This is a genomic window from Teichococcus oryzae (genome assembly GCF_008386565.1).
In the GTDB taxonomy this organism is placed as follows: domain Bacteria; phylum Pseudomonadota; class Alphaproteobacteria; order Acetobacterales; family Acetobacteraceae; genus Pseudoroseomonas; species Pseudoroseomonas oryzae.
The window spans coordinates 197,269-211,192 of sequence record NZ_VUKA01000007.1 but is presented as its reverse complement, the minus strand read 5'-3'; the positions used below and the strand labels follow the sequence as shown (position 1 = coordinate 211,192).

Sequence of the window (13,924 nt, the reverse complement as noted above, 5' to 3'; positions counted from 1 at the left end):
ATGACAGAGATCAGCGTAGAATCACGCCAGTGTCCGGCTGGGAAGCCCCAAATCGCCGGTTTGTCCACGAGGCCTAGAGCGCGCCGGCGGGGGCCAGGTAAGTGCCATCGACCAGACGCTCATAGCGATAGGAATGCGGATCGACCACCGGCGCGTCACCGGAAACAATATCCGCCGCCAGACGTCCAGCACCGGGGCCGATGCCGAACCCATGCCCGCTGAAGCCAGTGGCGAGATGGAAGCCCCGCAGCTTGTTCACCGCCGAGATGACCGGCACGGCATCCGGCGTCGAATCGATGGTGCCGCCCCAGGCCTCCGCGCAGCCGATGCCCGCCAGGCCGGGATAAGCCCCGGCCAGGGTTTCCAATGCTTCCTCGACCAGTTCCATGTCGGGGCTGGGGTCCAGCACACGGGTGCGCTCGAAGGGCGTTTGCTGGTCGAAGGACCAGCTGGCGCCCGCCATCAGGCCATCCAGAAAGGGCTTGCCGATGCGGATCTTCAGCTTCCCGGCGCGCTGGCGGAAGGTTGGCCAGAACTGCCGGGCATAGCGCAACCCGTCCGGGGTCAGGTGCAGCGTGCCACGGCCGCGCAGCGCGACGGTATAGCCGCCATCCTCCCGACGCCGCATGCAATAGCCCGGCGTGCCCAGCGCGCCTTCCGTGATGGCGGGCGCCGCCGTGGTGCGGAAGGCGGTTCCGTTCACCATGGCCTGCGGCAGCTCGATGCCATGGCGCCGGCAGAACAGCGTGGACCATGCGCCGCCCGCCAGCAGAACGGCCTGGGTGCGGATGCGCCCCCGCTCCGTCACCACGGAATCGATCGCGCCGCCCTTGGTTTCCATGCCGCGCGCGGCGCAGTTCTGGAACAGCGCCACGCCCAGCCGGCGTGCCGCCGCCGCCAGGGCGGGCGCGGCCATCGAAGGCTCGGCGCGGCCATCATTCGGCGTTTCCATGCCGCCGATCCACCCTTCCGTGTTGCCGGGCAGGCGGGCGGCGACCTCGGCGGCGCTCAGCATGCGGCTGTGCACCTGCATCTCCCGCGCGTCATTCGCCCAGCGCTCCCAGCCAGCCAGTTCCCGCGGGTCCCTTGTCACCCAGAGCACGCCATGGCGGCGGAAGCCGAGATCGGCGCCGATCTCCTCGCGCAGGTTGCCCCACATCTCCAGGCTGACGCGGGCCAGGGGGATCTCGTGCCGGTCCCGCCCCTGCTGGCGGCACCAGCCCCAGTTGCGGCTGGATTGCTCGGCGCCGACATGCCCCTTCTCGATCAGCGCGACCGAATGGCCCTTTTTCGCGAGATGATAGGCGGCGGCGACGCCGATGATGCCGGCGCCGATAACAACAACATCCACCGCCTCGGGCAGGGTCTCATCGCTGGCGATGCGGTCGACAGGTGGCGACATGAAGCATTCCTGCTGGTGGCCATGGAAATCACGGCGTGGAAACGGAAGCCTGCAACGTGATGTCGTCGCGGATGCAGGCTGAGAAATGGCCGGGCCCCACCTCGCGCAGCGGCGGCACGGCGGCGGCGCAGGCGGGCAGGGCATGGCGGCAGCGTGTGCGGAAGGCACAGCCGGAGGGGGGATCGATGGGGCTTGGAATGTCGCCCTGCAGGATGACGCGCTCCCGCCGCAAGGTCGGGTCGGGGATTGGCGCCGCGGAGAACAGCGCCTCCGTATAGGGATGGCGCGGATCGCGGAACAGCGTGCCCGCCTCGGCCAGTTCCACCACGCGGCCAAGATACATCACCGCGATCCGGTCGGAGATATGACCCACCACCGCCAGGTCATGCGCGATGAAAAGGATGGTGAGGCCAAGCCTTTCCTTCAGCTCCAGCAGCAGGTTCACCACCTGCGCCTGGATCGAGACGTCGAGCGCGGAAACCGGCTCGTCCGCCACCAGGAAGGAAGGGTTCATGATCAGCGCGCGCGCGATGCCGACGCGCTGCCGCTGCCCACCCGACAGCTCATGCGGGTGCCGCTCGGCATGGTGGGGCTGCAGCCCCACCAGTTGCAGCATTTCCGCCACCCTTTCCTGACGCCCCGCGCGGCTGATGCCGCCCTGGATGATCAGCGGCGCCGCCACGATACGCTCCACGCTCATGCGTGGATTGAGGGATGCGAAGGGGTCCTGGAACACCAATTGCATCCGCCGCCGCAAGGGGCGCAATGCGCGGCGCGACAGGGTGGTGATGTCCTGCCCCTCGAAGCGGATGGCGCCGCCCGTGGGCTCGGCCAGCCGCAGCACGGTGCGGCCGAGCGTGGTCTTGCCGGAACCCGATTCGCCCACGACCGAAAGGATCTCACCAGGCTTCACCGTGAAGGAGACGCCATCCAGCGCCTTGACCTGCTTCTGCCCGCGCCCGAACAGCCCGCCCCCGACCGGGAACCATTTGCGCAGGTTCTCGACCTCCAGAATGGCGCTCATGCGGCGATCTCGCTCCAGCGCAGGCAGCGCACCTGCCGGTCATCCGAGGTGACATCAAGGGCAGGGGCCTGCACGTCGCAGCGCCCGCCGACAAAGAAGTCGCAGCGCGGATGGAAGGCACAGCCCGGCGGGGGGCGGCGCGGGTCCGGCACATTGCCGCGGATGGCGGACAGCGCGCCGGTGCGCCGGCCGGCGAGATCGAGCCGCGGCACGGAGCGCAGCAGCCCCTGCGTGTAGGGCATCAGCGGCTGCCGAAAAAGCGGCACAACATCGGCCTGCTCCACCACCCGGCCGGCATACATCACCATCACCCGGTCCGCGATCTCGGCAACCACGCCGAGATTGTGGGTGATGAAGATCACCGCCATGCCGGTCTGTTCCTGCAACCGCCGCAGCAGGTCGAGGATCTGCGCCTGGATTGTCACGTCGAGCGCCGTGGTCGGCTCATCGGCGATCAGCACGGAAGGCTCGCAGGACAGCGCCATGGCGATCATGGCGCGCTGCCGCATGCCGCCCGAAAGCTGGTGCGGATAGGCCGTGAGGCGCTGCCGGGCGGCCGGAATGCCGACCAGGTCCAGCAGGCGAACCGCCTCCTCATCCGCGGCGCGGCGTCCCATCGGGCGGTGCAGGCGGATGGTCTCGGTGATCTGCGCCCCGATGGTTTGCACGGGATTCAGCGAGGTCATCGGCTCCTGGAACACCATGGAAACATTGTCGCCCCGCACGGCGCGCATCCGGCTTTCCGGCAGCGAAAGCACATCGAGCATGCCGCCATCCTTGCCGCGCAGCCGGACGGAACCGGACACGGTGCAAAGCGGTGCCTTCGGCAGCAGCCGCATCAATGCCAGGGAGGTGACGCTCTTGCCGGAGCCGCTTTCCCCCACCATGGCCAGCGTCTCGCCGCGCTTCAGGCAAAAGGAAACATCGCTGACCGCCGCCGATTCCCCGCCATGGGTGCGGAAGCGGATGGCGAGCTTCTCCACCTCCAGGAGGATGTCTCCGGAACCGGCTTCCATCAATGAGACTCCATCCGGGGATCAAGGGCATCGCGCAGGCCATCGCCCAGGAAGTTGAAGCTGGTGACAGCGAGGGTGATCAGCAGGCCCGGCAGGATGGCCAGCCAGGGCGCGCTGGTCAGGTAGATCTGCGCGTTGTTCAACATGTTGCCCCAGCTCGGCACCGGCGGCTGGATGCCGTAGCCGAGGAAGCTGACATAGCTTTCCAGCAGAATGGCCTTGGCCACATTCAGCGTCGCGGCCACAACAATGGGCGCCACGGCGTTCGGCACCAGCTCCCGGAACACGATGTAGCGGTCGGATGCGCCAAGCGCCTCCGCCGCCACGGCGAAATCGCGCTCCCGCAGGGCGCGGATCTGGCCTTCGACGATGCGCGCCACATCCATCCATGCCGTCGCGGCGATCAGCAGCGTGATGGATGTGACACCGGGATCGATCAGCGCGGCCAGCGCCAGCAGCAGGAAGATGGTAGGGAAGCAAAGCACCGCATCGACGAAGCGCATCAGCGCCGAGCCGACCACGCCGCCGTAATAGCCAGCAATGGCGCCGACCGAAATGCCGATCACCATGCTGATCAGCATGGCGGTGAAGCCGACAGCCAGGGAGATGCGCCCCCCCATCATCAGTCGCGCCAGCATGTCCCGCCCCAGTTCGTCCGTGCCCAGCACATGGGCACCGGAGAAGGGCGGCGCGAAGCGCTGCATGATGTCGATATAGGTGTCGTTGTAAGGGATCAGATAGGGCCCGGCATAGCTGCCCAGCACCAGGATCAGGATGATGGCCGCACCCAGCATGGCCAGGCGGTGCCGCCGGAAGCGCCGCCATGCCGTGTTGCGCGGCGGCAGCGCCTCATCGGCCGGGGTGGCGGGCAGGAGCTGGGTGGTGGTGCTCATGCTGCCATCCTCAGCCCAGCCGGATGCGGGGGTCGGCCACCGCATACAGCATGTCGGCCAGGAGGTTGCCGATCAGCACGAGGCTCGCCGAGAACATCAGGATGCCCATCACCACCGGGTAGTCGCGGTATTCAATGGAATCGAGAAACAAACGGCCCATCCCCGGCCAGGTGAAAACCGTTTCCGTCACCAGCGCGCCGCCCAGCAGCGTCGGCAGTTGCAGGCCGGCCACGGTGATCATCGGCAGCAGCGCGTTGCGGAACGCATGGTCGGAAAGCACGCGCCATTCCGGCAGGCCCTTGGCGCGGGCGGTCCGGATATAGTCCTGGTTCACCACGTCGAGCATGGAGGAGCGCATGAAGCGGCTCCAGATCGCGGTTTCCACCAGCGCCAGCACCAGGGCTGGCATGATGAGGTGGTGCAGCATGTCCAGCAGGGAGCCATCCCCGATGGTCTGCCGGTTTCCGGCCGGCATCCATCCCAGTTCCACAGAGAAGATGAAGATGGCGACAAGGCCGAACCAGAAGGTGGGGATGGAGAGCGCCACCATGGCGCCGATCGTGGCCAGGTAGTCGAACACCGAGTAGCGCCGGATGGCGCCCAGGATGCCGATCCAGCACCCCAGCACCACCGCGATCAGCGTCGCCGTCAGCATCAGTTCCAGCGTGGCGCCGAGATGCGAGCCGATGACATGCAGCACCGGCTGCCCGCCGCGATAGGAGGTGCCCCAGTTGCCGCCCAGCATCCGCCAGAACCATTCCGCGTATTGCACCGGCAGCGGCCGGTCGAGGCCGAGCTGCGCCGCGATGCGGTCCAGGTCCTCCTGGGACATGTTGGAGCCCATGGCGTATTGCGCCATGGGCCCGCCCGGCGCCAGGTGCAGGATGGCGAAGCCGATCATCGAAACCACGACCAGCAGCAGCGCCGCCTGCCCCAGACGACGGCCAAGATAGGCCATCATGGCATCAGGCCCAGTACCACTCGCGGATGTTCCAGCAATTGGAGGATGTGTTGATGTTGGACCGGAAGCCGATCAGGTTGTCCTTCGTGCCTTCAACCAGGGCCTGCTGGAAGATCGGCAGGATCGTCATCTCTTCCCGGATGATCTGCTGGATCCGGGCATAGATCTCCTTCCGCTTCTCCTGGTCGAAGGTGGTGGCGCCCTTCAGCAGCAGCTCGTCCACCTCGGCATTCTGGAACTGGAAGGTGTTCTGGCCGCGGCCGCCCTTCGCGGGGATGGCCTTGCTGCTGAAGCGCGGCGTCACGTCGGGATCGCTGCCCAGCATGTAGTTCACGGCCACCATGACGGAGTTGAACTTGGATTGCTGCCAGAACTCGCCCCAGATCACCGCCGCGGGCATGTTCTGGATGCGCATGCCCGCACCGATCGCGCGCCAGTCCTGCATCAGCAATTGCTGCGCCTGCTCGCGGATCGGGTTGCCCACGGTGGTGGAATTGGTGAACTCCAGCCGAACCCCGCCCTTCTCGCGGATGCCGCCGGACCCGCGCTTCCAGCCCGCGGCATCCAGCATCTCGTTCGCCTTGGCGGGATTGTATTCGTGCTTCGGAAGGTCCGGGTTGATCGCCCAGGACTGGCGGGGCAGGAAGGATTCCGTGGGAGTGGGAAGGCCGTAGTAGAGGGCGTCGATCAGCGCCTTCTTGTTCATGCCCATGTAGAGCGCCTCCCGCACCGCCTTGTCCGCCAGGGCCCCGGCTTCAAGATTCGGCGCGATGCTTTCAACGGAGGCGGTCGGGTTCACATGCACCTTGCGCCCGCGCAGCGCCTGCGCCTCCCGCGCGAAGTTCGGGCTGATGCCGGAGAGGCCGGTGTAGTCGATCTGGCCGGTGCGGAACTGCGTGTACATCACGGTAAGGTCCGGGATGTACTTGAAGACCACCCGCTCCAGATAGGGACCCTTGCCGTGATAGGCGGTGTTGGCGGTCAGCTGGATGTTGTCGCCCGGCGTGCGGCTGCCCCAGCGGAACGGCCCGGTGCCCACCGGCGCGTTCTGGAATGGCGTGTTGTTCGGATCGGCGGCGCCGGACAGCAGATGCTTCGGCACCATGAAGGTCAGGGAAAGGATGGAAAGATAGGGCGCGTAGGCCGTTTCCATCCGCCACTGGATCTCGTCCGGTGCGGTGACGGCGATGTCCTTGACGAAGCTGTGGCCGACGCGGTTCCGGACCCGAAAATCCGGATTGTTGATCAACTCCAGGCTGAACTTCACGTCCTCGGCGGTGAAGGGCGTGCCGTCATGCCATTTGGCGTCGCGCCGCAGCTTCACTTTCCACAACAGGCCATCCTCGGAAATGCCGCCATTCGCCTGGGTTGGCACTTCCGCCGCCAGATCGGGCACGAACTGCCCGTCTGGATCAATGTGCCAGAGCGTGCTGAACAGGTTCCACCAGACGCCCTGATCGACCTCGATGCCCGGCATCAGCGGGTGAAAAACGGTTGGCTCCTGCGAAAGCCCGACAATCACCTGGCCTTTCGGCTTTTCCGGCGGCCGGTGCGTTCCCTGGGCGCGTGCCGGGCCGATGGCCAACGCCGCCGCGCCGCCAATGGCGAACAATCCTCGCCGGGTGGGCGCCAGGATGCGGTGCCAGCGCGATGAGGCGTCATCACGGATCATGGTTTCCATCTCCCACTCGGCCGTCCAGCACCCGCCGGGAAAGGCAGGGCCGGACTGGTTGTGAAGCTTCCCCGCCGGGGCTCTTTCGCCCCGATCGAAATTGTTGCGATTATGTTCACTCTGGTGAAATGTTTCTGTCAATCATCTTGCTTCGCCTCGGGGAGGCTGGCACGGCGGCGCGCTTCATTCCCGGGGCGCCGAAAGCGTCGCGGGGGAGAAAGCATTTGAAGGCCAAGACTGGCGGCACGATCCTGGCCACACCCACCGCCTCCGAACCACTGCGCGCCGATGACAGCGCCAGCGACCAGCGCCTCGGGGAATGCGTGCGGCTGCTGCGGCAGAGGATGCGGTTGTCGATCCAGGAACTGGGCCGTCGCACCGGCCTGTCGATCGGCATGATCAGCCAGCTGGAACGCGGCCTGTCCACGCCCTCGATCCGCACATTGCGGTTGCTGAGCCTGGCGCTGCAGGTGCCGGTTTCCTTTTTCTTCGAGGAGCGGCCGCCTGGCGATGGCGCTGGATCGCCCTACGTCGTGCGGCGGCCGCAGCGCCGCCTGCTCAGGCTCACCTCCAGCGGTGTGCTGAAGGAATCCCTGGCGCCCGACGCGCCCGGCACGATGGAGATGTACGAACTCACCCTCAGCCCCGGTGGCTCGTCCGGCGCGGATTTCGTGAAGCACCAGGGAGAGAAGGCGGGCTATGTCCTGGCCGGCACGCTGCGCCTGTGGCTGGATCATGAGGCGCATCTGCTGGAGGAAGGCGATACCTTCCGCTTTCCCAGCGCGGTTCCCCACATGTTCGACAATCCCGGCGGCGCGCCGACCCGCATCGTCTGGATCACCGTTCCCATGGCGGCCTGACAGCCACGGATAGGAGCGGGGTAGCCGCCAGGTTCTTGATAGGCCACGCACCGGAACGTTCCGGGTTCCGGTGCATGGCAGGCGCCGGTTGGCCGCGGCTCATGCGGGCATCAGGGCATCCTGCGCTGAGCCGCCTGTGCGGCCTGGTCGATCACATCGGCCACCACCTTCGGCCGCGTCATGAAAACCGCGTGGCTGGCCGGAACCTCGGTGATCCTGGCGCCGATGCGGTTCGCCATATGGCGCAGCATGCGCAGGTCGAACGCCTTGTCATCCGTCGCGATCACCGCCCAGCTTGCCTTGGTTCGCCAGGCGGCGTGGGTCAGTCGGGTGCCGAAGGCCGACATGGCGATCGGCACCTGGGAGTCGCGCAGGAAGGCGGCGTCGGCATCGCTGGTGTCGGCGGCGAAGCCGGCCTTGAAATTCTCCGCCCTGATGAAGCCAAACCCGTCATCATGCGTGTCGATGACGAAATCGGGCGTGGCGGCGAATCCTTCATATTGCTGCGCGGTTGTTTCACCCGCCTCGGGCGATAGGGCAGAGACATAAACAAGGCCCACGACCTTTGGATCGACGCCCGCTTCTGTAATGACGGTGCCGCCCCAGCTGTGGCCGACAAGGATGACGGACCCCTCCTGCCGATCCAGCACCCGCCGCGTTGCCGCGACATCGTCGCCGAGGGATGTGAGCGGGTTCTGAACGATGCTGACCCGGAAGCCGCGGCCGGTCAGCTCGTCATGGACGCCGCGCCAGCCGGAACCATCGGCAAAGGCGCCATGCACCAGAACCACGTTCCTTGCGGGCGGGGAGGATGCCTGGCTGGCGGATTGCGCCTGGGCGGTTCCGGCAACGCCCGCCGCGGCACCGGCCATGATCAGGTCACGTCGCATGGTGGCCATCTCTGGATTCCTTTCTGGAACGGGAAAAGCGGTCAGGCCCGGATGAAGGCGAGGAGGTCCGCGTTCACCACATCCGCGTCTGTTGTGCACATGCCGTGCGAAAGCGCCTCATAGACCTTGAGGGTGCCCTGCTTCAGGAGCTTCGCGGAAAGCAGCGCGGAGGCGGCGATCGGCACGATCTGGTCATCATCGCCATGCATCACCAGTGTCGGCACGCCGATCGCCTTCAGATCCTCGGTGAAGTCGGTTTCCGAGAAGGCCTTGATCCCCTCGTAATGCGCCTTGGCGCCGCCCATCATGCCCTGCCGCCACCAGTTCTGGATCACGCCCTGCGAGGCCCGCGCCCCCGGCCGGTTGAAGCCGTAGAAGGGGCCGCTGGCGACATCGAGGTAGAATTGCGCGCGATTGGCGGCGAGCTGCTGGCGGAAGCCGTCGAACACCTCCAACGGAAGGCCGCCCGGGTTCGCGTCGGTCCGCACCATGATCGGCGGCACGGCGCCAATCAGGACCAGCTTCGCCACGCGGCCCTGTTCCTGGCCGTGACGGGCGACATAGCGGGCCGCCTCGCCGCCGCCGGTGGAATGGCCGACATGAACCGCGTTGCGGAGGCCGAGATGGGCCACGACCGCGGCGATGTCCGCGGCGTAATGGTCCATGTCGTGCCCCTCGCCGACCTGCGCGGAGCGGCCATGGCCGCGCCGGTCATGGGCGATGACGCGGTAGCCCTTGCCCAGGAAGTGGAGCAGCTGCGCATCCCAATCATCGGCGCTCAGCGGCCAGCCATGATGGAAGACAAGGGGCTGGGCATCCTTCGGCCCCCAATCCTTGTAGAAGATCTGCGTGCCGTCCTGCGTGGTGACCATGCTCATCGTCTTTGATCCTCCAGGAGGGTTGATGGCCGGGCTTTCCCGGCCGGGCCGCCTGCCGCCAGGCGACGAACGGAAGGAGAGTTGCGCCCCGGCGCCGCCCGGTCGTGGTTGCGCCGACCAAAAAATTCCAAATTTCCCCGCGCGGGATACGGGGCGCGCGCAGGGACGCAGGGGGCGCCGGCTGGCCTCAGGCTTGCTCCGCATCCGGGCAGGCCAGCACGATGCGGAGTTCCGCATTGCCGCCGACCATTCTGCAGCAGGAACAGGAATCGCGCGCCGCGCGCAGCAGACGCTCGGCGGCCTCGCGGGAAAGGGCGGGAAGGTGGCAGCGCAGCTCGATCATGACGGCGTGGCAGCCATCATCGCCATGGCAGAGGCTGACAAGCGCCGTGACGCGCGGTGGCTCGATCACGCGGCCGCTTTGCCGCGCCTCCAGGTCGAGGGCGCTGCCGAAGCTCGCGCCAAAGGCAGCGGCCAGGAGTTGCTCGGGATTGGCGCCCGCGCCGCAGCCGCCGAGTTCCGGGGGGAAGGCAAGCGCGCAACGCGGCATGCCGCCGATCCCGCTTGCCTGTCCGGCCCGGCCTCCTTCGACCTCGGCTGCGGCGGTGTAGAGGATTTCCAATTCGCACCTCGCCGCTGTGTCCGCGCTTGGGGATGGGTTGGCCGGCCTGCCGAGTGTAGTCTTTCCTCCCTGTGGGATGATGGCCGCTGCCGCGGAGCGGCGGCGAACAAAGAAATGCAAAATTTCCCTAAGGGAGGGATGCCATGGCCGATGCCGCGAAAGCCTTCGCCTTCGGGCCCTTCTGCCTTGTGCCGGAACGCCGCATCCTGGCCGCGGAGGGCAGGGAGGTGCCGATCCGCGGGCGTGCCTTCGATCTGCTCCTCGCGCTGGTGGAGCGGCGGGACCGCGTGGTTTCCAAGGACGAGCTGATGGAGTTGGTATGGCCGGACCGCGTCGTGGAGGAAGGCAACCTCACCGTCCATGTGGCGAGCCTGCGCAAGCTTCTCGGCAGCGGCATCATCGCGACCCTGTCCGGGCGGGGCTACCGGTTCGTGGCGCAGGCGGCCGAGATCGCGGATGACGGGGCGCGGCGGCCCATGCCCGCTCCCTCCCTTCTGCCGCAACCTTTGGCGCAGGCGCCAATGGAGCCCGGCAGCCCACCTTGGTCGGGGGATCTGCCACGCCCGCTGACGAAGCTGATCGGCCGGGATGGCGACCTTGACCGGGTGGCGGCAAGGCTCCGGGAAGCACGGCTCGTCACTGTGGTGGGGGCCGGGGGCGTGGGCAAGACCAGGCTCGCCCTCGCGGCCGCCGACCGCGCCCGGCGCTGTTATCCGGATGGCGCCTGGCTCGCCGATCTTGGGCCGGTGGAAGACCCGCGCCTGGTTGCAGCGATGATCGCTTCCGCCCTTGGCATCGACATTCATGGCGGGGAGGTGATGGGCGCGGTAGTCGCCTGGCTGGCCGGCAGGCGCGGGGTCCTGGTGCTCGACGGGTGCGAGCACCTGCTGCGCGCGGCCGCCGGGGCGGCCGAGGCGATCCTGCGAAGCTGCCCCGGCATCGCGGTGCTGGCAACCAGCCGCGAGCCCCTCCGCGCGGAGGGCGAGGAACTGCACCGGCTGCAGCCCCTGGGCGCGGCGGCACCTGATGTCGCCATCACCGCCACGCGGCTCCCGGACTATCCGGCCAGCGAGCTTTTTGTTGAACGCGCCCGCGCCGTGCTGGGCGAGTTCGCGCCAGGCGATGCCGATGCGCGGGAGATCATGGAGATCTGCCGGCGGCTGGACGGCATCCCGCTCGCCATCGAGATCGCCGCCCCCGCCTTGCAGGCCCTGACCCTGGCCGAGCTTCGGGAAAGGCTGGAGCGGCGCTTCGGATTGCTCACGGCCGGCCGGCGGACGGCGCTGGCGCGGCAGCAGACGCTCAGGGCGACGATTGGCTGGAGCCTCGACCTGCTCGAACCGGTGGAGCGCGCGCTTCTTCTGCGGCTTTCCGTTTTCGCCGGTGGCTGGACCTCGGAATCGGCCGCCTTCGTGGCAGGCGGCGCGCCGGAGGAGGACGAGGTCTGCGGCCTGATCGCCGCGCTGGTGGAGAAGTCCCTGGTGCAGGCCGACCTGACGGGGGTGCAGGCCCGCTACCGCCTGCTGGATTCAACGCGGTACTACGCCGCCGAGCGCTTATCGGCATCGGAGCTGGCGGAAGCGCGCGGTAACCTCGTGCGGTGGCTGGCCCGGGCCTATGAACGGGCCGAGGCGGATTGGCCTTTCATGGCCGATGACGACTGGTTCGCGCTTTACGCGCCCGAGATCGAGAATCTGCGAGCGGGCCTGGCCTGGGCCTTCGGCCCGGATGGCGACGAGCGACTTGGCGTCGAGCTGGTGAGCTTCACCGAGCATGTCTGGGGGGAACTTTCGCTGGCCGGCGAGCTGCGCGAATGGTTCGACCTGGCGATTTCCCGCATCGACGGGGCGACCCCGCCCGAGGTCGCAGGCCGGCTGTGGCTCGGCCGCTGCGGGTGGCTGGCGCCCGGCGGCTCCCAGGCACTCGACGCCTCGCGCCGGGCGGCCGCGCTGTTCCGCGCCGCCGGCGGCCCGATCGAACTCGGGCGCGCGCTGTGGCGGCAGGCCTGGCAGCATGTCGCGACGGGGAACCTCGCCGCCGCGGCCCCGTTCCTCCAGGAGGCGGAGGAACTGTTGCGGGGGAGCAGGGGGAACAAGGCCCTGGTGTCCTGGCTGCGGGTCCGGGCCATGGCGCGGTTGCGGGACGGCCAGGCCGGGGCGGCCCGCGCCGACCTGGAGGAAGCGCTGTCCATCGCGCAGCGCCTCCGCAGCCCGCGGGATGTGGCCCTGACCCTGGGCAACATCGCCGAGCTGCATTTCGCGGCGGGCCGGACCGCGGAAGCGATCACGGTCGCGCAGGAGGCTTTGGCCTCGCTCCCGCCGGTGCGGGCCCGGTCCGCCTGGGTGCAGCATATCGGCGGCGCCCTGGCCTCCTATCTCCTCGCGAGGGGCGACATCGCCGGTGCGCGCCCGATCGTCGCGGAACGGCTGGCCGCCGCCCGCATCATGGGGCTGCGGCACGAGGTGGCCACCAACCTCGAAAGCCTGGGACTGATCGCCGCGATCGAAGGCAACCTCGCCATGGCGGGGCGGCTGTTCGGCCATGTCCGGTCCTGCCACGCGCGCAGGGGAACCCTGCGCGGCGTGGGGCACCAGGCCGTGCATGACCGGCTGGCGGAGATGCTGCGCCAGCATCTGGAACCGGGCGAGCTGGAGCGGCTGGCGGCGCAGGGCGCAGGGCTCGGGGAGGAGGAGATGATGGCCGAAATTTCCCCGGTCCCGTGGCGGCCATGAGGCATGGGAAGCGCACCGGCTTCCGGAAGCGCCGCGCGGCCCTCAGTTCTGCTTCAGCCCGTTGAAGATCATCTCGAAATAGCTGTCGGCGATCTGCACCGGGTTCATGCTCTTGTCGGGCTTGTGCCAGCGATGCATCCAGTTCAGCGATGACAGCACGAGGCGGACGGCAAGGGCCACATCGACCGGCCGGATCTCGCCGGCCTCGATGGCCTCGCTGATCAGCGTCCGGATCAGGCCCTCATAGCGGTCCCGCCACATCATCCGCTCCTTCTGGCGCCGCGCTTCCGGGTCGTTCCAGAAGGACGCGGTGGAGGCGAGCCAGGCCCATCGGTAGCGCTGGAAATAATCGCCCGTGGCGGTCATGAAGGCGCGGATGCGTGCGGAGGGCGGCGCCCCTTCCGGCAGGCGTTCATGGACGAAGTGGTACAATTCCCGGGTCGCGCCGAGCGCGATCCGGGCGAAGATCTCGTCCTTGTCGGCGAAGTGGTGATACAGCAGCGACTTGGAGATGCCGCAGGCGAGGGCGATGTCGCGCATCGAGGTGCCGTCATAGCCCGATGCGGCGAAAAGCCGCGCTGATTCCGACAGGATCTGCAGCACCCGGTCGGAGGATTCGGTTTCCTTTCCCAACGGTATCCTCGCCGCCGCACGGGCCATGGCCTGCTCCGATCCGAGACGCGCCATTCTACCGACCAACCGGTCAGTCGCAAGCCGGGCCGGGGGATGCTCAGCCCATCGGCCTCCACCGGGTTCTTGCCACCCCCGCCCGGCTCCTTTACGAAAGGGCCGCCGGTTTCCGAAAGGAACTAACAGGGAATCCGCCCATGGCCCACAAGGGCCGTGAAACGGAACTGCCCCCGCAACTGTAGGCGGCGAGCCCGATCCGAACACGCCACTGGGAGCAATCCCGGGAAGGCCGGACCGGGCGGCGACCCGCCAGTCAGGAGACCTGCCGGCATGTGCAATGAACC

12 protein-coding genes and 1 riboswitch are annotated in these 13,924 nt (G+C 67.9%); of the genes, 2 read left to right on the top strand and 10 right to left on the bottom strand.

The features are described 5' to 3' along the window. Positions 1 to 73: 73 nt before the first annotated feature. The 6 genes from F0Q34_RS14905 to F0Q34_RS14880 are packed head-to-tail and all read right to left on the bottom strand — an operon-like array spanning position 74 to position 6,968. Entirely contained in the window at positions 74 to 1,402 is a 1,329-nt protein-coding gene (locus F0Q34_RS14905) for an NAD(P)/FAD-dependent oxidoreductase (RefSeq protein ID WP_149813012.1), read from the bottom strand. A gap of 28 nt (positions 1,403 to 1,430) precedes the next feature. Continuing rightward, positions 1,431 to 2,426, bottom strand: coding sequence for an ABC transporter ATP-binding protein (locus tag F0Q34_RS14900; RefSeq protein ID WP_149813011.1), 996 nt, complete (start codon positions 2,424 to 2,426; stop codon positions 1,431 to 1,433). Then, on the bottom strand, positions 2,423 to 3,442 hold the full coding sequence (locus tag F0Q34_RS14895) for an ABC transporter ATP-binding protein (RefSeq protein ID WP_149813010.1): 1,020 nt from the start codon (positions 3,440 to 3,442) through the stop codon (positions 2,423 to 2,425). Before F0Q34_RS14895 ends, F0Q34_RS14900 begins: the two co-directional genes overlap by 4 nt. Then, positions 3,442 to 4,335, bottom strand: coding sequence for an ABC transporter permease (locus F0Q34_RS14890; RefSeq protein WP_206668035.1), 894 nt, complete (start codon positions 4,333 to 4,335; stop codon positions 3,442 to 3,444). Before F0Q34_RS14890 ends, F0Q34_RS14895 begins: the two co-directional genes overlap by 1 nt. A gap of 10 nt (positions 4,336 to 4,345) precedes the next feature. Continuing rightward, positions 4,346 to 5,293 carry an ABC transporter permease gene (locus F0Q34_RS14885; protein WP_241665501.1) on the bottom strand — a complete coding sequence of 316 codons (948 nt, stop codon included), beginning with the start codon at positions 5,291 to 5,293 and terminating at the stop codon, positions 4,346 to 4,348. Between the two features lie 7 nt (positions 5,294 to 5,300). Beyond that, a complete protein-coding gene (locus tag F0Q34_RS14880) occupies positions 5,301 to 6,968 on the bottom strand; it encodes a peptide ABC transporter substrate-binding protein (protein ID WP_149813008.1) in 1,668 nt (555 codons plus the stop codon). A gap of 224 nt (positions 6,969 to 7,192) precedes the next feature. On the opposite strand from F0Q34_RS14880, the gene F0Q34_RS14875 reads away from it, so the two are divergent. Continuing rightward, positions 7,193 to 7,828 (top strand): cupin domain-containing protein, encoded by a 636-nt coding sequence (locus F0Q34_RS14875; RefSeq protein ID WP_241665498.1) that lies wholly within the window; start codon positions 7,193 to 7,195, stop codon positions 7,826 to 7,828. 110 nt (positions 7,829 to 7,938) lie between these two features. Here the strand turns inward: F0Q34_RS14875 and F0Q34_RS14870 are convergent, their stop codons facing one another. The 3 genes from F0Q34_RS14870 to F0Q34_RS14860 form a co-directional block, all read right to left on the bottom strand. Continuing rightward, the gene (locus F0Q34_RS14870; protein ID WP_149813006.1) at positions 7,939 to 8,727 is read right to left on the bottom strand and encodes an alpha/beta fold hydrolase; all 789 of its coding nucleotides are present in this window, start codon (positions 8,725 to 8,727) and stop codon (positions 7,939 to 7,941) included. A 32-nt stretch (positions 8,728 to 8,759) separates the two neighbouring features. Beyond that, positions 8,760 to 9,596, bottom strand: a complete 837-nt coding sequence (locus tag F0Q34_RS14865; protein WP_149813005.1) for an alpha/beta fold hydrolase — start codon at positions 9,594 to 9,596, stop codon at positions 8,760 to 8,762. A 187-nt stretch (positions 9,597 to 9,783) separates the two neighbouring features. After that, positions 9,784 to 10,146: an OsmC family protein gene (locus F0Q34_RS14860; RefSeq protein ID WP_149813004.1), complete on the bottom strand. Its 363-nt coding sequence runs from the start codon at positions 10,144 to 10,146 to the stop codon at positions 9,784 to 9,786. Between the two features lie 215 nt (positions 10,147 to 10,361). Here F0Q34_RS14860 and F0Q34_RS14855 point away from each other — a divergent pair, with 215 nt between their 5' ends. Then, entirely contained in the window at positions 10,362 to 12,950 is a 2,589-nt protein-coding gene (locus F0Q34_RS14855) for an ATP-binding protein (protein ID WP_149813003.1), read from the top strand. 42 nt (positions 12,951 to 12,992) lie between these two features. Here F0Q34_RS14855 and F0Q34_RS14850 read toward each other — a convergent pair whose 3' ends face one another. Continuing rightward, positions 12,993 to 13,583 carry a TetR/AcrR family transcriptional regulator gene (locus F0Q34_RS14850; RefSeq protein WP_206668034.1) on the bottom strand — a complete coding sequence of 197 codons (591 nt, stop codon included), beginning with the start codon at positions 13,581 to 13,583 and terminating at the stop codon, positions 12,993 to 12,995. Positions 13,584 to 13,726: 143 nt separating this feature from the next. Then, a riboswitch (cobalamin riboswitch) is annotated at positions 13,727 to 13,924 on the top strand.